General features: G+C 27.6%; 22 protein-coding genes and 2 riboswitches. All 22 genes read left to right on the top strand.

Going from position 1 to position 20,349, the window contains the following annotated elements:
- The first annotated feature begins 22 nt into the window (after positions 1-22).
- The 22 genes from E0D94_RS09555 (at position 23) to ortB (ending at position 20,338) form a co-directional block, all read left to right on the top strand.
- Entirely contained in the window at positions 23-775 is a 753-nt protein-coding gene (locus E0D94_RS09555; protein WP_165442918.1) for a cell division protein FtsQ/DivIB, read from the top strand.
- A 16-nt stretch (positions 776-791) separates the two neighbouring features.
- On the top strand, positions 792-1,517 hold the full coding sequence (locus E0D94_RS09550) for a DUF881 domain-containing protein (RefSeq protein WP_130807237.1): 726 nt from the start codon (positions 792-794) through the stop codon (positions 1,515-1,517).
- 18 nt (positions 1,518-1,535) lie between these two features.
- Entirely contained in the window at positions 1,536-2,258 is a 723-nt protein-coding gene (locus tag E0D94_RS09545) for a DUF881 domain-containing protein (RefSeq protein ID WP_130807236.1), read from the top strand.
- A gap of 52 nt (positions 2,259-2,310) precedes the next feature.
- Positions 2,311-2,604: a small basic family protein gene (locus E0D94_RS09540; RefSeq protein ID WP_130807399.1), complete on the top strand. Its 294-nt coding sequence runs from the start codon at positions 2,311-2,313 to the stop codon at positions 2,602-2,604.
- 236 nt (positions 2,605-2,840) lie between these two features.
- The gene (gene ftsZ, locus E0D94_RS09535; RefSeq protein ID WP_130807235.1) at positions 2,841-3,944 is read left to right on the top strand and encodes a cell division protein FtsZ; all 1,104 of its coding nucleotides are present in this window, start codon (positions 2,841-2,843) and stop codon (positions 3,942-3,944) included.
- 192 nt (positions 3,945-4,136) lie between these two features.
- Positions 4,137-5,036, top strand: coding sequence for a sigma-E processing peptidase SpoIIGA (spoIIGA, locus tag E0D94_RS09530; RefSeq protein WP_130807234.1), 900 nt, complete (start codon positions 4,137-4,139; stop codon positions 5,034-5,036).
- 36 nt (positions 5,037-5,072) lie between these two features.
- The gene (gene sigE, locus E0D94_RS09525; protein WP_130807398.1) at positions 5,073-5,786 is read left to right on the top strand and encodes an RNA polymerase sporulation sigma factor SigE; all 714 of its coding nucleotides are present in this window, start codon (positions 5,073-5,075) and stop codon (positions 5,784-5,786) included.
- Positions 5,787-5,936: 150 nt separating this feature from the next.
- Positions 5,937-6,710 carry an RNA polymerase sporulation sigma factor SigG gene (gene sigG, locus E0D94_RS09520; RefSeq protein ID WP_130807233.1) on the top strand — a complete coding sequence of 258 codons (774 nt, stop codon included), beginning with the start codon at positions 5,937-5,939 and terminating at the stop codon, positions 6,708-6,710.
- An 81-nt stretch (positions 6,711-6,791) separates the two neighbouring features.
- A complete protein-coding gene (locus tag E0D94_RS09515; RefSeq protein WP_130807232.1) occupies positions 6,792-7,058 on the top strand; it encodes a YlmC/YmxH family sporulation protein in 267 nt (88 codons plus the stop codon).
- 96 nt (positions 7,059-7,154) lie between these two features.
- A riboswitch (glycine riboswitch) is annotated at positions 7,155-7,260 on the top strand.
- Positions 7,261-7,263: 3 nt separating this feature from the next.
- A riboswitch (glycine riboswitch) is annotated at positions 7,264-7,337 on the top strand.
- Between the two features lie 99 nt (positions 7,338-7,436).
- A complete protein-coding gene (gcvT, locus tag E0D94_RS09510) occupies positions 7,437-8,543 on the top strand; it encodes a glycine cleavage system aminomethyltransferase GcvT (RefSeq protein WP_130807231.1) in 1,107 nt (368 codons plus the stop codon).
- 20 nt (positions 8,544-8,563) lie between these two features.
- Entirely contained in the window at positions 8,564-8,947 is a 384-nt protein-coding gene (gene gcvH, locus E0D94_RS09505) for a glycine cleavage system protein GcvH (RefSeq protein ID WP_130807230.1), read from the top strand.
- A 1-nt stretch (position 8,948) separates the two neighbouring features.
- Complete coding sequence (gcvPA, locus tag E0D94_RS09500; protein ID WP_130807229.1) at positions 8,949-10,292, top strand: aminomethyl-transferring glycine dehydrogenase subunit GcvPA; 1,344 nt, start codon at positions 8,949-8,951, stop codon at positions 10,290-10,292.
- The gene (gcvPB, locus tag E0D94_RS09495) at positions 10,292-11,743 is read left to right on the top strand and encodes an aminomethyl-transferring glycine dehydrogenase subunit GcvPB (protein WP_130807228.1); all 1,452 of its coding nucleotides are present in this window, start codon (positions 10,292-10,294) and stop codon (positions 11,741-11,743) included. Before gcvPA ends, gcvPB begins: the two co-directional genes overlap by 1 nt.
- 16 nt (positions 11,744-11,759) lie before the next feature.
- Entirely contained in the window at positions 11,760-12,608 is an 849-nt protein-coding gene (gene folD, locus E0D94_RS09490) for a bifunctional methylenetetrahydrofolate dehydrogenase/methenyltetrahydrofolate cyclohydrolase FolD (protein WP_242620508.1), read from the top strand.
- 99 nt (positions 12,609-12,707) lie between these two features.
- Entirely contained in the window at positions 12,708-12,911 is a 204-nt protein-coding gene (locus E0D94_RS09485) for a hypothetical protein (protein WP_130807226.1), read from the top strand.
- Between the two features lie 103 nt (positions 12,912-13,014).
- Entirely contained in the window at positions 13,015-13,470 is a 456-nt protein-coding gene (gene nrdR, locus E0D94_RS09480; RefSeq protein WP_130807225.1) for a transcriptional regulator NrdR, read from the top strand.
- Positions 13,471-13,506: 36 nt separating this feature from the next.
- Positions 13,507-14,190 carry a response regulator gene (locus E0D94_RS09475; RefSeq protein ID WP_130807224.1) on the top strand — a complete coding sequence of 228 codons (684 nt, stop codon included), beginning with the start codon at positions 13,507-13,509 and terminating at the stop codon, positions 14,188-14,190.
- A 10-nt stretch (positions 14,191-14,200) separates the two neighbouring features.
- On the top strand, positions 14,201-15,961 hold the full coding sequence (pnpS, locus tag E0D94_RS09470) for a two-component system histidine kinase PnpS (RefSeq protein WP_130807223.1): 1,761 nt from the start codon (positions 14,201-14,203) through the stop codon (positions 15,959-15,961).
- A 33-nt stretch (positions 15,962-15,994) separates the two neighbouring features.
- Positions 15,995-17,380, top strand: coding sequence for a sigma-54 interaction domain-containing protein (locus tag E0D94_RS09465; RefSeq protein WP_242620507.1), 1,386 nt, complete (start codon positions 15,995-15,997; stop codon positions 17,378-17,380).
- 188 nt (positions 17,381-17,568) lie between these two features.
- A complete protein-coding gene (gene ord, locus E0D94_RS09460; protein ID WP_130807221.1) occupies positions 17,569-18,612 on the top strand; it encodes a 2,4-diaminopentanoate dehydrogenase in 1,044 nt (347 codons plus the stop codon).
- A 9-nt stretch (positions 18,613-18,621) separates the two neighbouring features.
- Positions 18,622-18,930: a 2-amino-4-oxopentanoate thiolase subunit OrtA gene (gene ortA, locus E0D94_RS09455; protein WP_130807220.1), complete on the top strand. Its 309-nt coding sequence runs from the start codon at positions 18,622-18,624 to the stop codon at positions 18,928-18,930.
- Positions 18,923-20,338, top strand: a complete 1,416-nt coding sequence (gene ortB, locus E0D94_RS09450) for a 2-amino-4-oxopentanoate thiolase subunit OrtB (protein ID WP_130807219.1) — start codon at positions 18,923-18,925, stop codon at positions 20,336-20,338. The genes ortA and ortB overlap by 8 nt, the downstream gene beginning before the upstream one ends.
- Positions 20,339-20,349 lie beyond the last annotated feature (11 nt).

Genomic DNA, 20,349 nt, shown 5'->3' with positions numbered 1-20,349 from the left:
TGTACAAGCTATGGAGGATATTATGGAAAAGAAATACAAAGTTGATAAAAAAATAAAGAAAAAAAGAGTATTAGTTATGACAATGATAATATTATTGTTAATATCATTACTTTTTTTTATACTTTTTACTCAAACTACATTATTTCATATAAAAAATATTGATATAAAAGGGAAAAGTGAACTTGAAGATGAAAAAATAATACTTGCATCAGGAATTGTTAAAGGAGAAAATATATTTAAAATTAATAAAAAAACTATAGTAGAAAACTTAACAAATCATCCTTATATTAAAGCTGCAAAAGTAGATATGAAGCTTCCAGATACAGTTGTTGTAAATATACAAGAGAGAAGAGAAGTTATAGTATATAATAATAATGGTAATTATATATATATTGATAAGGAAGGTTTTGTACTTAATACATTATCTAAGTTAAAAAATAAAAATATACCTTTATTAGAAACTACTCAGTCTATAGAATATGAATTAAATAAGAAAATTAATTTTAAAAATAATAATTATATTTCTGAAGTATTAAAGTTGTTAAATAATTATAACAAGGAAGAATATTCATATGAAATATCAAAAATAATTGAACAAGAGAAAAATACTACTCTGGTCTTAAATTCTGGAATTAATGTTGCGTTAGATGGGTTAAATGATATAAAATATAAATTAGAATTCATTGAAAAAATAGTAAAAGATTTAGATGAAAAAGATATATCTGCAAAGCAAATTAAATTTGATAAAGGTAAAAATCCTATAGTTATTAAATAATGCCAGGAGGTAACAAATGAAAAATTTAATATCAAAGTCTTTAATAGTAACTGTGTGTGTGATATTGGGAATAATAATTGCTATACAATATAAAACAGTAAGTAATTTAGTTGGTCCTGACTTTGTACCAAGTCAGAAAAATAAAGAATTAGTAAATGAACTTTCAAAAGTACAAGAAGAAAAAGAAGCACTAATGAACGAACTTACTAATTTAGAGAATAGAGTCCAAAAATATGAATCTGAAGTGTCTGAAGAAAGTGATTATGTAGAAGAACTTTCAAAAGAGCTTTCTAAATATAAAATGTTTGCTGGTTATACAGAAGTAGAAGGGGAAGGTATTGAGATTATTATAAATAATCCAGATGCTGAAGACTCTTATGGATATCCAATTTCAATAGTTGAAGATTATGAATATTTACTTGATATAGTAAGTTATTTAAATGTAACTGGATCAGAAGCTATAGCAATAAATGATTTAAGATATACATCATTTTCAGAAATGTTAGTAGCAGGAGACCATTTAAACATTAATAACAAACCTATTGGAGTTCCTATAGTTATTAAATCTATTGGTCCAAGTGATGATTTAAAAACTGCCCTAGAAATTAATGGAGGTATAATAGATTTATTAGAAAGTTATGGATATAAGGTTGAAATAAATAAAAAAGATAGTATAAAAATACCTAGATATACGGAAATAAAAGAATTTAAGTATGCAAATCCTATAACTGAAGAAGAATAGACCTAGGAGGGTCTTTATATGAATAAGTATATAATAAAAATAATAATATTTTTTCTATGTTTAGCTTTAGGTATAATAATTCCTCAACAAATAAGAAATAATACAGGAGATAATTCATTTGTGACTTTAAGTACTATAAAGCAAACACAAAATAAATTAGAAAAAACTAAAAGTGAAGTTATTGATATAAAAAAGATTATAAAAGAACAAGAAAAAAAGCTTGAAAAAATTGAAACAGCAAATAATACAACAGAAATTATTTCATTACTTGAAAATGATATTGAGAAATTTAAAAGCTTAGGAGGATTTAAGGATTTATCTGGTCCTGGAATAGTTATAAAAATACAAGATAGTGCAGAAGATTTTGTTATAGGCCAAAGTGATACAAGTGGTATTGTACATGATGCAGACATACAAAATATTTTAAATGATTTAAAAGTTGCTGGAGCTGAAGCTATAGATATTGGAGGACAAAGAGTAATTTTAAATTCTCCAGTTAGATGTGGAGGACCAGTTATAAGAGTCAACAAGAAAAATTTAGTATCTCCTTTTATAATAAAAGCCATAGGTAATCCAGCGAAATTATATTCTGCTATAAATGCTCAAGGAACATATGGAAGATATTTAAATGATGCTAGAGATTTACAAATAGAAAGTGAAGAAAGAGACCTTATTGTTATACCTAAATATAATGATAAGTTGGAAGTAAAATATATGAATCCTATAGAAGAAGGTGAATAATTTGTTAATTGCGTTAATTGGTATTATTTTAGGGGTAGTAATAGGATTATATATGCCTGTTACTTTCTCATTAAGCTATTCAACATATATGTCTGTAGCTATACTTGCATGTATGGATTCAGTTTTTGGAGGAGTAAGGGCATCCCTTGAAAATAAATTTAACTCAGGGATATTTATTTCTGGTTTTATTGGAAATGCTATTTTAGCAGCATTACTTGCATATATTGGTGATAAATTAGGAGTTCCTTTATATTATGCAGCAATATTTGCATTTGGAATTAGGCTTTTTAATAATTTTGCTATTATAAGAAGGTTTTTTTTCAATAAACAGCATTTGAACGATTAATAAAATGCTGATATAATATTGTTTATGTTCTAAATTTAATATTTAAAGATAGTAAAATTATTGATTATAATGTAGAATAATATGATAAAATAATTATAATATTAAAATTATATTTTAAAGTTAAGAAGGATATAAGAATCTTATGTCGAATATAATTCTAATGAGATTTATCTTATAATAAGAGATGATTATAAAAGAAACGATAAAATGATAAAATGTAATAAGGGGGTTAAATTGTGTTTGAATTTGATGTAGATATGGAACAATTCGCTCAAATAAAAGTAGTAGGTGTAGGCGGCGGTGGAAATAATGCTGTAAATAGAATGATAGATGAAGGTGTTAAAGGAGTAAATTTCATTGCTGTTAATACAGATAGACAAGCTCTTCATTCTTCTCAAGCTGATATAAAAATTCAAATAGGCGAAAAATTAACAAGAGGTTTAGGTGCTGGAGCTAATCCTGAAATAGGAAAAAAAGCTGCTGAAGAAAGCAGAAATGAAATACAGGAAGCACTAGAAGGTGCAGATATGGTATTTATAACTGCAGGAATGGGTGGTGGAACAGGTACAGGTGCAGCACCTGTAGTAGCTGAAGTTGCAAAAGAAATGGAAATACTTACTGTTGGTGTTGTAACTAAACCATTTATGTTTGAAGGTGGAAGAAGAAGTGCACATGCAGCTAAAGGTATAGAGGAATTACAAACTAAAGTAGACACTTTAGTTACCATTCCTAATGATAGATTGTTGCAAATAGTAGAGAAAAAGACATCTATAATGGATGCATTTAAAATAGCAGATGATGTTTTAAGACAAGGTATTCAAGGGATATCTGATTTAATAGCTGTACCTGGACTTGTAAATCTTGACTTTGCTGATGTGACAACTATTATGTTAGATCAAGGATTAGCTCATATGGGTATTGGTAGAGCAAATGGTGAAAACAGAGCTACTGAAGCTGCAAAACAAGCAATACATAGTCCGCTATTAGAAACTTCTATTGAAGGTGCTAATGGAGTACTACTTAATATTACTGGAGGATCAAATCTTGGTTTATTTGAGGTGAATGAGGCAGCAGATCTTATTAAACAAAATGTAGATCCAGATGCAAATATAATTTTTGGTGCAGTTGTAGATGAAACTCTTAAAGATGATATTCAAATTACTGTTATTGCAACAGGCTTTAATAATAATCCTAAAGAGAATTCATCACAAAATCCTTTTAAAAATACTTCTGATAAAAATGATAAACATACACAAATTAATAAAGATAATAATGAAAAAAATGATTTGAAAGATGAACTAGATATACCAACTTTTTTAAGAAGAAGAACAAATAGATAATATAAAATAGAATTTTTAAAAGACCCATTTCGAATGACGAAATGGGTCTTTTTTCGACTTCAGACTTTGACATAATTTTAGATTAAACTTCTGTATAATAGGAATATATTGTACTATAAATGCATAAAAGTTTATAAGAAGATTTAATATAGTTTTATGCATAGATAAAATACATTTTAAGGGGGGCTAAATTTGTACATCTATGCTGAATATTTATTAATAGAAAATTTTATAATCAATTATATAATATTATATGTCACAAAAAGATTTACAAGAACAGATACTAATAATATAAGAATTATATTATCTGCATTACTAGGTGCTTTATATACATTAATAGTATTCATTCCCAAATTACATTTTATGGGCAACTTTATTGGGAAAATATGTATTTCTATAATTTTGATAATTTTAGCATTCAATCCTTTTAAACTTAAAAAGTTTTTAAAATTATTTGCTACATTTTATACAGTATCATTTGTATTTGCAGGTGGTTCATTTGCTATTTTTTATTTAACTAATTCTAAAGTATATTTTGGAAAAGGCATATTTTATATAAAAAGTATAAATAATTTTAAACCATCTATATTGATAGTTGGAATAATCATATCTTATATATTTTATAAAATAGCATCACAATATATTTATAGTAAAATAAGTAAAGAAAATATGTATGTAAGCTTTATAGTTAAGTTACAAGATAAGACAGCAAGATTAAAAGGACTTGTAGATACTGGTAATTCGCTAATAGATCCAATAACAAATATACCAGTTATTGTGGTTGAATTTTCAGCAATAAGTGAATTATTACCTAGTTCAATACGGGATATATTTACAATATATAGTGAAGATGATTTAAGTATAATATCAAGAGTAATATCTAATAGCAATGAACTTATTAAATTTAGACTTATACCATTTAAGTCAGTAGGCAAAGAAAATGGAATGTTACTAGGATTTAAACCAGATAGAATAATCATTGAAAATGATGAAGACAAGCAAGTATCAGACATTGTAATAGGAATTTATAATAATCATTTGACAAATAATAATGATTATGTGGCCCTATTACATCCTGAAATAATTAACTAACTGGAGGCGTAAAAATTGAAGAAATTATTAACAATAATGAAGTTAAAGATTAAAATTATATATATTAAATATTTAAAAATGTTAAATTTATATGAAGAAGAAAGTATATTTTATATAGGTGGAAGTGAAATTCTTCCTCCTCCATTAGAACCAGAAGAAGAAAAATATTTAATATCTAAAATTGAAAAAGATGAAAGTATAAAAACAATATTAATAGAGAGAAATTTAAGATTGGTTGTATATATATCAAGAAAATTTGAAAATACTGGTATAGGAATAGAGGATTTAATATCCATAGGATCTATTGGACTTATAAAAGCTGTAAATACATTTAAGCCAGATAAAAATATTAAATTAGCTACATATGCTTCAAAATGTATCGAAAATGAAATATTAATGTATCTAAGAAAAAATAATAAAACTAAAACAGAAATATCTTTTGATGAACCTTTGAATACAGATTGGGATGGAAATGAATTATTATTATCTGATATTTTAGGAACGGATAGTGATATAATTTTCAAATTATTAGAAGAGGAAATAGATAAAGAGTTATTAATGGAAGCTATGGAATCTTTATCTGATCGAGAAAGAAGAATAATGGAATTAAGATTTGGAATTAAAAAGACAGGTGAAGAAAAAACTCAAAAAGAAGTGGCAGATATTTTAGGAATATCACAATCTTATATTTCTAGACTTGAAAAACGTATAGTAAGAAGATTACAAAAGGAAATAAGTAAAATGGTATAGCATACAAATGTATGCTATTTTTTTTTTAGGAAATAATAAATTAAAATATTTTATATGAAAAAATAACCAATTTACTTTTGTATAAAATATAAAGCTAAGGTAATAATTTATATTGAAAGGGGTAGATCATCTAGAAGGGAATGAACATAAATGTACATTAACAAAGTAGAAATTTGTGGAGTAAATACATCAGAGTTGCCCGTATTAACTAATAAAGAAATGAGAAAATTATTTGATAGGATTCATAAAGGAGATATGAAAGCTAGAGAAGAATTTATCCAAGGTAATTTAAGGCTAGTTTTAAGTGTTATAAAAAGGTTTAACAAAAGAGGAGAAAATGTTGATGATTTATTTCAAGTAGGATGTATAGGGCTAATAAAAGCAATAGACAATTTTGACTTAAAACATAATGTGAAATTCTCAACTTATGCTGTACCTATGATAATAGGTGAAATTAGGAGATATTTAAGGGATAATAATTCTATTAGAGTTAGTAGATCACTTAGAGATATAGCATATAAAGCGTTACAAGCAAGAGAACAATTGATAAAAAAGAATTCAAAAGAACCTACTATAACAGAAATATCTAATGAATTGAATTTGCCTAAAGAAGATGTTGTATTTGCATTAGATGCTATTCAAGATCCAATATCTTTATTTGAACCTATTTATCATGATAACGGAGATGCAATATATGTAATGGATCAAGTAAGTGATGAAAAGAGCGAAGATGAACTATGGTTAGAGGAAATAGCACTAAGAGAAGGTATAAGAAAATTAAATGATAGGGAAAAGCTAATATTAAACTTGAGATTCTATGAAGGTAAAACTCAGATGGAAGTTGCAGAAGAAATAGGTATTTCTCAAGCTCAGGTTTCTAGACTAGAGAAAACTGCTTTAAATCATATGAAAAAATTAGTATAGATTCTATACTAATTTTTTTTATTATGCATAATTTAAGACAAGTTAATATAAATATATTATAAAAGGATAAGAGGTGATAATATGATTAAAGCATCGGAATTAACAGAAAAAGAAATAATAAATGTTGTTGATGGTTCAAAATTGGGTATGATAAATGATATAGAAATTGATTTGGAAAATGCAAAAATAAAAGCTATAATAATGCCCAAAGCTGGTGGAATAATGAGTCTTTTTACTAAGTACAATAATGTAGTTATTGATTGGGAGGATATAGTTAGGATAGGAAATGAAGTTATATTAGTAAACATAGATTCACAAAAATATAAAGATTTAAATGATAATATATAATTATTAAGAAAATTATAAATAATAAGTTAAAATAATAACTATTGTTGTAATAATTGCTCAAATATATTATTATGTAATTAATAATATAATACTCAGATGAGAATAACGAGAGATATCTTTAAATAGGTAGCCGATGGAGCAATATATAAAATTTGCCATAATTTTTATAGAAACTCTCAGGTAAAAGGATCGTTATTTGATGAAACTCTGGAGAGATCGCTTTAGCGACGCCGAAGGAGAAATACATTAATATGTAAAGCTCTCAGGCCAGATACAGAGAAATATAAGGCATATATTTTGTATGTTTTTATATTTCTTTTTTTAATGTCCCTTAATGAAAACCTTTTCAAGGGGTAAAAATATTTAAGGAGTGATATGATGGTAGATTCAAAAAAAACAGCTTTATATGATTCTCATCTAAGGTTAAACGGAAAAATGACAGATTATTATGGGTGGAAATTACCTGTAGAATTTGAAGGTCTTACTTTGGAGCATGAAGCAGTTAGAAATGATGCAGGAATTTTCGATGTTTCTCATATGGGAGAAATTGAAATAAAAGGAGATGATGCAAAAGACTTTGTAGATTATTTAGTAACAAATGATATAACATCACTTAAGAACAATCAAATTCTTTACACATTTTTTCTCTATCCAGATGGTGGAGTAGTAGATGATTTACTTGTTTATAAATTTTCTGACACCCATTATTTTTTAGTAGTAAATGCAAGTAATTTAGAAAAGGATTATGAATGGATAAAAGAAAACAGAAAAGATTATGATGTGGAAATTAATGATTTATCAGACAAATATTCTGAAATAGCTATTCAAGGACCTAAGGCTGAACAAATATTACAAAAAATTACTGACAAAAATTTATCTGATATTAAATTTTTCTATCTTGATAGAAATGTATTTGTTGATGGAAAAAAAGCTATAGTATCAAGAACTGGTTACACAGGGGAAGATGGTTTTGAAATATATCTAGCAAATAACGATATTGTAGAAGTTTGGGAAAAATTATTAGAAGTTGGCAAAGAAGAAGGAGTAAAACCAGCAGGACTTGGTGCAAGAGATACCCTTCGTTTTGAAGCTAATTTGCCTTTATATGGAAATGAGTTATCTAAAGATATAACCCCATTAGAAGCAGGATTAGGATTTTTTGTTAAATTAAATAAAGAATCTGATTTTATAGGGAAAGAAGCTTTAAAGAAACAAAAAGAAGAGGGATTAAAAAGAAAAATAATAGGGTTTGAAATGATAGGTAAAGGCATACCAAGAAGTGGTTATGAAGTATATAAGGATGATAAAAAAATTGGTTTTGTTACAACAGGTTATCATTCACCTACATTAAAGAAAAATATTGGTAAAGCAATGGTTGATATTGATTATGCAGATCTTGGAATAGAATTTGATATTAAAATTAGAAAAAGATTTGCAAAAGTTAAAGTTGTTAATACAAAATTTTTAAAACAAAATAAAAAATAAAAATTTAAGGAGGAATTTTAATGAAAACAGTAGAAGGTTTATATTATTCAAGTGATCATGAGTGGGTAAAGGTAGAAGGTAATGAGGCGTTAATAGGTATAACAGATCATGCACAACATAATTTAGGTGAAATAGTTTATGTGGAATTACCAGAAGTAGATGATGAGTTAGAAAAGGAAGAATCTTTTGGAGTAGTAGAATCTGTTAAAACTGCATCAGATACTTATATGCCTGTATCTGGAACTGTAATTGAAGTAAATGAAGAATTAGAAGACTCTCCAGAACTTGTAAATGAAGATGCTTTTGGCAGTTGGTTTATAAAAGTAGAAATGTCAGATAACACTGAATTAGATGATTTAATGGATAAAGAAGCTTATGAAAAATTCTGTGCAGAGGAGGAATAATATGCATAGATATATACCTAACACTAAACAAGATAGAAAGGAAATGTTAGATGTAATAGGTGCTAATTCTATTGATGATTTATTTAAGGATATTCCAGAGTCTCTAAGACTAGATAGGGATTTAAAAATAGATGATTCCTTATCAGAATTAGAAATAAGAAATCATATGAAAAAACTTGGAGATAAAAATCAAACTACTGATGACTTAACTTGCTTTTTAGGTGCCGGCATGTATGATCATTATATACCATCTTTAATAGGTCATATAGCATCTAGAGGAGAATTCTTAACATCTTACACTCCTTATCAAGCTGAAATAAGTCAAGGAACCCTTAGAGTTATTTTTGAATATCAGACTCTTATATCTAATCTTACTGGCATGGATGTTTCAAATGCCTCTATGTATGATGGTCCTACTGCATGTGCTGAAGCAGGTCTTGTAGCAGCAGATGTAACTAGAAAAAATAAAGTAATAATTTCAAAAACAGTTCATCCTGAAGTAAGAAAAGTTGTAAAAACTTATATGAAATTTAGAGACATTGATTTGATAGAAGTTGATATGAAAGATGGAGTAACTGATGTAGATAAATTAAAAGAAGTTGCTGATAATAATACAGCAGGTGTAATAGTACAGAATCCAAACTTTTTTGGAATCATTGAGGATTTGAAAGAAATTGAAGAGATTACTCATGATACTAAAAAAGCTAAGTTTATAACTTATGTTGACCCGATTTCATTAGGTGTTTTAAAATCTCCTGGTGATTTAGGTGCTGATATTGTAGTAGGAGAAGGACAGAGTTTAGGTAATAAGTTGAATTTTGGTGGTCCTACCCTAGGGTTTATGGCAGTTAAGCAGAAATTAGCGAGAAAAATACCAGGAAGAATAGTAGGAGAAACAGTTGATAAGGATAATAAAAGATCATTTGTTCTTACTTTACAAGCTCGTGAACAACATATAAGAAGATATAAGGCTACATCAAATATATGTTCAAATCAAGGGCTAAATGCTTTAATGTCAGCAATATATTTAGTTACAATGGGTAAAGAAGGATTAAAAGAAGTTGCAACTCAGTCTTTACAAAAGGCTCATTATGCATTTGATAAAATAACTGAAAGTGGTAAATTTAAACCAGTATTTGATAAACCATTCTTTAAAGAGTTTGCTGTTAAAAGTGATATAAAAGTTAATGAAGTAAATCAAAAGTTACTAGAAAACAAAATTCTTGGTGGTTATGATTTAGGTAAGGATTATAATGATATTGATAATTCAATATTATTTGCAGTAACTGAAAAGAGAACTAAAGAAGAGATAGATAAATTAGTTTCTGCATTGGAGGTGCTATAATGAAAAATTATGATAAATTAATTTTTGAACTATCAAAAAAAGGTAGAAAGGCATATAGCCTTCCAAAAAATGATATATTGGAAAAAGAAATAGAACAACTCATTCCAAAAGAATATTTAAGTGATAAAGATTTAGAACTTCCAGAAGTATCCGAATTAGATGTTGTAAGACATTATACTAATTTATCCCAATTAAATTATAGTATTGATACAGGATTTTATCCATTAGGCTCCTGTACTATGAAATATAATCCAAAAATAAATGAAGATATGGCAAATATGGATAGTCTAACAAATATTCATCCTTATCAACCAGAACATACTGTTCAAGGATCACTTGAGTTAATGTATAATCTATCTAATCATTTAGCTGAAATATCTGGAATGGATAGAGTTAGTTTACAGCCAGCGGCTGGAGCTCATGGTGAATTAACAGGTATTATGCTTATAAAAGCATATCATAATGCAAATAATGATAATCATAGAACAAAAATAATAGTTCCAGATTCTGCTCATGGAACAAATCCTGCTACTGCTGCAATGGCAGGTTATGATATTGTAGAAGTAAAATCTTCAGATGAAGGTTTAGTAGATGTTGAAAATTTAAAGAAGATTTTAGATGATAAAGTAGCTGGACTTATGCTTACAAACCCAAATACATTAGGACTATTTGAAAAAGATATGAAAGAAATAGCAGAACTTGTTCATGAATCAGGAGGGCTTTTATATTATGATGGTGCAAATATGAATGCTATAATGGGAAGAGTAAGGCCAGGTGATATGGGATTTGACGTTATGCATTTTAATCTTCACAAAACTTTTTCAACTCCTCATGGAGGTGGAGGTCCTGGTAGTGGAGCTGTTGGAATAAAAGAACATTTAGCTAAATTCTTACCTGTGCCTGTAGTGGAAAAGAAGAATGATAAATTTATTTTAGATTATGATAGAAAAGATTCTATAGGAAAAGTAAAAGGATTTTATGGTAATTATGCTGTTAATCTAAGAGCATATACTTATATACTTGCTCTTGGAGGTAATGGGTTAAAGAAAGTTAGTGAAACTGCAGTATTAAATGCAAATTATATGATGAACAAATTAAAAGAACATTATAACTTACCAATAAAAACAGTATGTAAACATGAGTTTGTATTAGCTGGTTTAAAAGAAGATAATCTAGAAGTTAATACAATGGATATAGCTAAAAGATTATTAGATTATGGTTATCATCCTCCTACTGTTTATTTCCCATTAATAGTTAAAGAAGCATTAATGATAGAACCTACAGAAACAGAAAGCAAAGAAACATTAGATAACTTTATAGATGCTATGATTAAAATAGCAAAAGAAGCAGAAAACAATCCTGAACTTTTAAAAGAAGCTCCTCATTATGCTCCAGTTAGAAGGGTAGATGAAGTTAGAGCAGCAAGAAATTTAAAATTAAAATGGAATTAAATTAGGTGGTGTTAATTTGAAAATTATAAATGGAAGAGAAGTTTCAAATAATATAAGAGAAGACTTACAGATTAAAATAAATGAACTCAAAGAAAAAGGTATTGTTCCAGGCCTTTCAGTAATAATAGTTGGAGAGAATCCTGCATCTCAGTCCTATGTAAGAAGTAAAGATAAAGCATGTAAAAAGTTAGGAATGAAATCTGAAGTTCACTCCTTAGATAAAGATGTTTCAGAAAGTGAATTATTAGATTTGATTGAGAAATTAAATAATGACGACACAATACATGGAATATTAGTACAATTACCATTACCTCAACATATAGATGAAAAAAAAGTAATTGAGAAAATATCTATTGAAAAAGATGTAGATGGATTTCATCCTATAAATGCAGGAAAATTACTTGTAGGAGAAGATACATTCATCCCTTGTACTCCTCATGGGATAATTAAACTTATAGAAAGTAATGACATTGATGTTGAAGGAAAAAGAGTAGTTGTACTAGGTAGAAGTAATATTGTAGGAAAACCAATTTCATTATTATTGTTACAAAAAAATGCTACAGTTACAATATGTCATTCTAGAACTAAAAACTTGAAAGAAATTACTAAAGAAGCAGATATACTTGTAGCTGCTATAGGAAAAGCAAATTTTGTAAAGCGTGACATGGTTAAAAAAGGTGCTACAGTTATAGATGTAGGTATCAATAGAGTAGATGGTAAATTAGCTGGAGATGTAGACTTTGAAGATGTAAAAGAAACTGTAGGTCATATTACACCAGTACCAGGTGGAGTTGGACCAATGACTATAACAATGTTAATTTACAATACTGTAAAATCAGCAATGAAAGTAAAAGGAGGAAAATAGATGAATTTTCCATATGGAAAAGAGCCAATAGTAGCATTGAAAGATATAATAAAACAATCAATAGAACAAAGGAAAAAAGACGCTTGTGATACTTGAAACATGGCAAGTGTACTTGCAAGCGCCTGGGGCGTTAAAGAGGAAGTAGAAGCTGAAAATTCTGAAGAAGTTAGAAAAACTTTTAAAGAAATTGAAGGCAAGAATATCAACCTCGATACTGGAGAAGAAGTTGAAATTTTAAAAGGTGATGTTAGAGAGAGAAAAGGAAAACATACATTAATTTTCAGATATAAATTAAATATTTAAATAATAAATCTCAGGGCTACCTGAGATTTATTATTGTCTATTAGACAAAATAACTTATATAAATTATAATATATTTAGAATATAAATGTTTGGAGTGAATTATATGATATGCCCTTATTGCGAATATTATGAGACTAAAGTTGTAGATTCTAGACCTACAGAAGAAGGACATGCTATAAGAAGACGTAGAGAGTGTTCTAAATGTAATAAAAGATTTACAACTTATGAAAAAATTGAAGAAATACCTATTGTAGTGATTAAAAAAGATGGAACTAGACAACCATATAATAGAAATAAAGTTTTAAATGGTATTATTAGAGCCTGTGAAAAAAGACCTGTGTCTGTTGAGCAAATGGAAAAAATAGTAAATGACATTGAGAAATCTATTAGTAATTCTATGGAAAAAGAGATATCCACTACAAAAATAGGTCAAATGATTATGGAAAAGTTAAAGGATAAAGATGAAGTAGCTTATGTACGGTTTGCTTCAGTATATAGACAGTTTAAAGATATTAATACTTTTATGGATGAATTAAAAAAATTACTTGATGAAAAGTAATTTTCATTCTAATAATTTAGAAGGCAGGTAAATAAAATGAGTTATAAAAAAATATTAGTAGTAGATGATGAAGAACATATAGTAGAGCTGCTAAAATATAATTTAGAAAATAATAGTTATAATGTTATTACTGCATTTGATGGGGAACAAGCATACAATAAAGCAATAGAGGAAAGTCCTGATTTGATTCTTCTAGATATTATGTTGCCGGTTTTAGATGGAGTTGAAGTATGTAAAAAATTAAAAAAGAATAAAACATCTGAAAATATTCCTATAATTATGTTAACTGCTAAATCAGAAGAAACTGATAAAGTTTTAGGATTAGAGATAGGTGCAGATGATTATATGACAAAGCCTTTTAATATTAGGGAACTAATTGCTAGAATAAAGGCTGTATTAAGAAGAACTAATAATAGCACTGAATCTAGCAAAAATATATTGAAAATAGATAATATTATTATTGATATAGAAAGTTATGAAGTCAAGGTAGATAATGAGATTATAGATTTAACATTTAAGGAATTTGAGCTTTTAAAGTTACTGTCAGAAAATAGAGGTAAAGTTTTATCGAGAAACTTTTTACTTGATAAAATATGGGGATATGATTTTTATGGAGAAACTAGAACTGTAGATGTTCATATAAGACATTTAAGAAAAAAATTAAAACTTAAAGATGATGTTATTGAAACCATAAGAGGTGTAGGGTATAAAATTAAATAAGGAGATATAAATGAAAAGAAGAGTATTTATAATTTTTTCTATATTAATTTTAATTGGAGTAATAGCCACTGGATCTTTATCAATAAGTTTAGTTAGAGAAAATTATATTGATAATATAGAAAAAAGAATGATATCTAATGCACGGCTTATTAATTCATTTTTAACGAATAATATTAATGATTCTATTGATTTAAATGAAATAGCAGAACAATATGCACAAGAAATAGATAGCAGGATAACAATTATAGATATAAATGGAAATGTTGTAGGAGATTCTCATGCAAACATAGAAAATCTTGAAAGTCATATAAATAGACCAGAAATAAAAAAAGCCTTAGGTGGTAAAATAGGTATTAGTCAAAGATATAGTAATTCTCTCAATACTGAAATGTATTATGTATCTATTCCTTTCGAGCAAAAAAACTCAAATATTGCTGCTATAAGACTATCTCTTCCCTTAAAATACATTAATAAATACACAAAAAAAATATATATGAATATCATAATTTCAGCATTTACTGGTCTTTTTATAGCTATAATATTAGCTATAAGATATATTAATAAATTGACTTATCCTATAGAACAATTTACTAAAATAACAAGGAATATTAGTAAAGGAAAGTATGGTGAAAAAGTTAGGATAAATAATGATGATGAACTAGGGATATTAGCAGAAAGCTTTAATATTATGAGTATGGAATTAAGTGAAAAGATAGAAGAACTTAAAAATAGCAATACAAACTTAAGAGCAATACTCAAGAGTATGCTCAATGGTGTTATAGCATTAGATACAAATAATAATATAATGTATATAAATCCATCAGCTGAAAAAATGTTTTCTATAAAAAATGAATTGGTTAAAAATCAAAGTTTATTTGAAGTCATTCAAAATAGGGAATTAAATAATGCTTTAGAAGATTTATTTTATAAAGATAATAAAGAAAGTATAGAAATTTCTATTAATCATCCTTTAACTAATATTTTAAAAGTATATACAAGTCCAATAACATATCAAGATAATCCAAATAGAAAAATAGGTACACTTATAATATTAGAAGATATAACTGAGATGAGAAAACTTGAAACTATGAGAAAAGATTTTGTAGCTAATGTTAGTCATGAGTTAAAAACTCCTCTTACTTCTATAAAAGGATTTATAGAAACATTGAAATCAGGAGCAGTAGAAGATGAAAAGTTAAGGGATAAGTTTTTAAATATTATTGATGAAGAAACTTATAGATTAAACAATTTAATTGAAGATTTATTAATACTTACAGATATAGAAAATAGTAAGAATAAAATAAAGCATGAAATGATTAATCCTAATACATCTATAAATGAAGTTATAGAGTTTCTAACTGAACTAGCAGTTGAAAAGAATATTACAATTGTAGATAAAGTAAATGGTAACTTGCCAGTTATATATGGAAACAGAGGTTGGTTTAAGCAAATGCTTATAAATTTAATTGATAATGCGATAAAATATACTAAACCAAATGGAAAAATAAAAATAACTGCATATAATGTAAGTGATCAATTAATTATTTCGATAAAAGATAATGGGATAGGAATAGAAAAAGAATATTTAGATAGATTATTTGAAAGGTTTTTTAGGGTTGATAAAGCACGCTCAAAAAAGGTTGCTGGTACAGGCTTAGGCCTTGCTATAGTAAAGCATATTGTAATTCAATTTAATGGAGATATAAAGGTTAAAAGTGAAATAGGTAAAGGTACTGAATTTAAGATAATATTACCTATTAGAAATAAATAAGAAGGTGATAAAATGGATCTAAATTATATAATTTTGAAAAATATTTTAGAGTATTTAGATGAAGGCATTCATGTTATAGACAGTGAAGGTAAAACTATATTATATAATAAATCTATGGAAAAAATAGAAGGAATTGAGCCTGAGAATATTCTTGGAAAACAATTATTAGAGTTATTTCCTTCTTTAGATGAAAAGACTAGTACTTTACTTACAGTAATAAAAAATGGAAGGCCAATTGTAAATAGGAGCCAGACATATTTAAATTATAAAGGCAAAAAAATATCTTCTGTTAATACAACAATCCCTTTATTTAATGATAATGATTTAATAGGAGCAGTGGAAATTGGAAAAGATATAACAAAGATAAAAAAGTTATCAGAAGAATTAATTGAATTAAGAAATGAATTAACTAACAAAGAAAAATTAAAAACTGAAGATAAAATGAGAAAATATACATTTGATCATATTATAGGGAAATCAGAATCTATTAAAAAGGCCATAAGAATAGCAAAAAAAGCATCTAATTCATCTTCTAGTGTTTTAATATATGGTGAAACTGGAACTGGAAAAGAACTATTTTCTCAGAGTATTCATTATTCTGGTACAAGAAGCAATAAACCTTTTATTGCCCAGAATTGTGCAGCACTTCCAGAACAACTTTTAGAGGGGTTATTGTTTGGAACAGTAAAAGGTGGTTTTACAGGTGCAATTGATAGACCAGGACTTTTTGAACAAGCAAATGGAGGTACTCTTCTTCTTGATGAAATAGACTCTATGGGAATGATATTACAATCTAAATTATTAAGAGTATTACAGGAAGGTTATATCAGAAGAGTAGGAGGACTTAATGATATATCTATTGATGTTAAAATTATTGCTACAACTAATCAGCCACCATTAGAATCTATAAAGAGTGGAAACTTAAGAAAAGATTTATATTTTAGATTAAATGTAATATACATTGATATTCCTCCACTAAGAAAAAGAATTGGAGACTTAAAGTTATTAATAAATGAATTCATAAAAAAATTTAATTTTAAATTGGATAAAGATGTATGGATGATATCTAGAGAAGTTATGGACTTATTTAATAATTATAGTTGGCCTGGGAATATAAGAGAATTAGAAAATATGATTGAAGGTGGAATGAATTTTGTTGAAAATGATGAACACGTACTTCATATTGAACATTTTCCTGATTACATAAGTGATTTTAAAAATATAAGAAAAAGGGAATCTAAAGAAGAATTTGATATAGAAATAAGAAATTCTTTGCAAAATACAATTAATGATATTGAGAAAAAAATCATAGAAAGGGAATTAAATGAAAATGATTATAATATATCTCAAACAGCAAGAAATTTAAATATCAAAAGACAAACATTACAACATAAAATAAAAAGATATAATCTCAAATAAAAATGCCCATATTTTTGCATGTAACATGCAAAAATATGGGCATTTTTATGATTTGTATATATATTCACATATTTCATAAAATTTAAATGATTGAAATAAAGCCAATATGTATAATATTTAGAAATTTCTATTTTTGGCAAGGTATTTGCATAAGTATATATGTGTAAAATAATATGGAGGTGTAACAAATGCAAAAAATTAAAGTAATTATATGGGGATTTGGTGCTATGGGAAGTGGAATGGCAAAAATGTTATTAAAGAAAAAAGGTGTAGAAATAGTAGGTGTATGTGATAGAAACGAAAAAAGAGTTGGAAAAAGTATGTTTGAAGTACTAGGTGTTGAAAATAAAGATCATAATGAAGTAATAATTAATTCAGATATTGAATCAGTTATGGGTACAAAACCTGATATAGCTTTAGTTGCTACTGATTCTTTTACAGAAAAAACGTTTCCTAAACTAAAGCAATTATTAGAAAATAAAATTAATGTAATTTCTACTGCTGAAGAAATGGCATATCCTAAAGCTCAAAATCCAGAATTATCTAAGAAACTAGATGAAATAGCTAAAGAAAATAATGTTTCTGTATTAGGTACAGGCATTAATCCAGGGTTAATAATGGATTTACTAGTAGTGTGTCTTACAGGATGTATGACAGATGTTGAACATATTGAAGCAGAAAGAGTTAATAGTCTTTCTCCATTTGGTGCAGCTGTAATGGAGGAACAAGGAGTAGGCATAACAGTTGATGAATTTGAAAAAGGTGTTAAAGATGGAACATTAGCAGGGCATGTGGGATTTAAAGAATCAATTAATATGATAGGTGATGCAATTGGATGGCCTGTTGAAAAATTTGAACAACAAATGAAGCCAATTGTTACTAATGTAGATAGAAAATCTCCTTATGGATTTGCAAAAGCAGGTAATGTTGCAGGTGTTAACATGACAGGTCAAGGTTATGTTGATGGAGAAGTAAAAATTGATATGAAACATCCTCAGCAAATAGAACCTGAAATGGAAGGAACTCATACTGGAGATTATATAAGAATTAAAGGAACGCCAGAAGTTAATATGTCTATAAAACCAGAAGTTGAAGGTGGACTTGGAACTATAGCTATGTGTGTAAATATGATTCCACATGTTATAAACGCTCCATCAGGTCTTAAAACAATGATAGATTTACCAGTTCCAAGAGCAATTATGGGAGATATGAGAGAATTAATAAGAAAGTAGGGATATGTGATGGCAAAAAAAGGTGATTGGGTAAGAATATATAATATAGTCTTAAAATCAAGTGAGAGAGCCCCACAAGTACCTGATGATACAAAAAAAGTACCACTTGAAATGTGGGACAAGGGATTTTTGATAAATGAAAATGCTGAAATAGGAGACCAAGTGGAAGTTGAAACATATATAGGGAGAAGGATAAAAGGAGAATTATTAGAAGTTGATCCATATTATACTCATAGTTATGGAAAATCTGTTCCAGAATTACTCTATATAGGGAGACAACTAAGAGGTATCTTAGAAGGTGGTGAAGATAATGAATAAAGATATGAGCTATAAATCAGTAATGGAAAGAAAAAATGAAATAATGAAAAAAGCTGTAGGAATAGATTATCAAGCTTTTGAAACTGAAGGAATACGTTTCGATTACAATGATATGATGCGTAAAACTGGATATGACCTATCTGAAATTCAGAGAACACAAAAAGAAACAGGAATTGGAAATACGCCACTTTTAGAATTGAAAAATATCACTAAACTTGCAAGAAAATTTGCACCTGAAGGAAAAGGGGCTAGAATATTTATAAAAGATGAAGCTTCAAATCCATCAGGTAGTTATAAAGCAAGACGAGCAGCTACTAGTGTATATCATGCTAAAAAAAATGGTTATAAAGGTGTTATAGCAGCAACAAGTGGTAATTATGGTGCAGCTGTTGCAAGTCAAGCAGCTATGCTTGGACTTAAATGTATAATAGTTCAAGAATGTTACGATTCTAGAGGAGTAGGTCAACCAGAAATAGTAGAAAAAGCAAGAAAGTGTGAAGCATATGGAGCAGAAGTATTACAATTAACTGTAGGACCAGAATTGTTCTATACATTTTTAAAATTGCTTGAAGAAACAGGATATTTTAATGCTTCATTATATACACCATTTGGTATAGCAGGTGTAGAAACATTAGGATATGAAATTGCTATGCAATTTAGAGAATTAGAAGGAAGAGATCCTGATGTTGTAGTTGCAACAAATGCAGGAGGAGGAAATCTTACAGGAACAGCAAGAGGACTTATAAAAGCAGGAGCTGATAATGTTGAAATTATAGGGGCAAGTGTAAATTTAAAAGGTCTTCACATGGCTAGTGATACACAATTTAATAAAAAATCATTCACTACAGGACATACAGGATTTGGTATTCCATTTGCAACATGGCCTGATAGATCTGATGTACCTCGTTCTGCTGCAAGACCTTTAAGATATATGGATAGATATGTAACAGTTAATCAAGGTGAAGTATTTTATATTACAGAAGCATTAGCTCAAGTTGAGGGTCTTGAAAGAGGACCAGCTGGAAATACCTCTTTAGCTGCAGCATTTTCTATAGCACAAGAATTAGATGAAGATAAAATTATAGTAGTACAAGAAACTGAATATACAGGAGCAGGAAAACATATTCAACCTCAACTATCTTTTGCAAAGGATAATGGAGTAGACATAAAAATAGGTGATCCTAAGGATGAAGTCGCAGGTGAAAATATAATCTTACCAAAGGATCCAAGTTTTATAAAAGTTGATGATTTGGACTTAGAAAAAATTAAAAAGTCTTATATCAAAAATTGCTTAAAAAATAATGAAGGTATTGAAATTACAGAAAAAGATATAGAGTTTTTAGCTGAAGATACAAAATCAAGTAAAGAATTTGTAAAAAGAACAATTCAAAACTTGAAAGACAATTAATTACGGAGGTG

Source organism: Senegalia massiliensis, from assembly GCF_900626135.1.
Lineage (GTDB): Bacteria > Bacillota > Clostridia > Tissierellales > SIT17 > Anaeromonas > Anaeromonas massiliensis.
The sequence above is the reverse complement of the archived record's forward strand: the minus strand, read 5'-3'. Positions and strand labels throughout refer to the sequence as shown.

Coding starts and splice junctions, on each gene's coding strand:
- E0D94_RS09555 (WP_165442918.1), top strand. CDS start 23: ATGGAAAAGAAATACAAAGTTGATAAAAAAATAAAGAAAAAAAGAGTA.
- E0D94_RS09550 (WP_130807237.1), top strand. CDS start 792: ATGAAAAATTTAATATCAAAGTCTTTAATAGTAACTGTGTGTGTGATA.
- E0D94_RS09545 (WP_130807236.1), top strand. CDS start 1,536: ATGAATAAGTATATAATAAAAATAATAATATTTTTTCTATGTTTAGCT.
- E0D94_RS09540 (WP_130807399.1), top strand. CDS start 2,311: ATGCCTGTTACTTTCTCATTAAGCTATTCAACATATATGTCTGTAGCT.
- sigE (WP_130807398.1), top strand. CDS start 5,073: ATGAAGTTAAAGATTAAAATTATATATATTAAATATTTAAAAATGTTA.
- sigG (WP_130807233.1), top strand. CDS start 5,937: ATGTACATTAACAAAGTAGAAATTTGTGGAGTAAATACATCAGAGTTG.
- E0D94_RS09515 (WP_130807232.1), top strand. CDS start 6,792: ATGATTAAAGCATCGGAATTAACAGAAAAAGAAATAATAAATGTTGTT.
- gcvT (WP_130807231.1), top strand. CDS start 7,437: ATGGTAGATTCAAAAAAAACAGCTTTATATGATTCTCATCTAAGGTTA.
- gcvH (WP_130807230.1), top strand. CDS start 8,564: ATGAAAACAGTAGAAGGTTTATATTATTCAAGTGATCATGAGTGGGTA.
- gcvPA (WP_130807229.1), top strand. CDS start 8,949: ATGCATAGATATATACCTAACACTAAACAAGATAGAAAGGAAATGTTA.
- gcvPB (WP_130807228.1), top strand. CDS start 10,292: ATGAAAAATTATGATAAATTAATTTTTGAACTATCAAAAAAAGGTAGA.
- E0D94_RS09485 (WP_130807226.1), top strand. CDS start 12,708: ATGGCAAGTGTACTTGCAAGCGCCTGGGGCGTTAAAGAGGAAGTAGAA.
- nrdR (WP_130807225.1), top strand. CDS start 13,015: ATGATATGCCCTTATTGCGAATATTATGAGACTAAAGTTGTAGATTCT.
- E0D94_RS09475 (WP_130807224.1), top strand. CDS start 13,507: ATGAGTTATAAAAAAATATTAGTAGTAGATGATGAAGAACATATAGTA.
- pnpS (WP_130807223.1), top strand. CDS start 14,201: ATGAAAAGAAGAGTATTTATAATTTTTTCTATATTAATTTTAATTGGA.
- ord (WP_130807221.1), top strand. CDS start 17,569: ATGCAAAAAATTAAAGTAATTATATGGGGATTTGGTGCTATGGGAAGT.
- ortA (WP_130807220.1), top strand. CDS start 18,622: ATGGCAAAAAAAGGTGATTGGGTAAGAATATATAATATAGTCTTAAAA.
- ortB (WP_130807219.1), top strand. CDS start 18,923: ATGAATAAAGATATGAGCTATAAATCAGTAATGGAAAGAAAAAATGAA.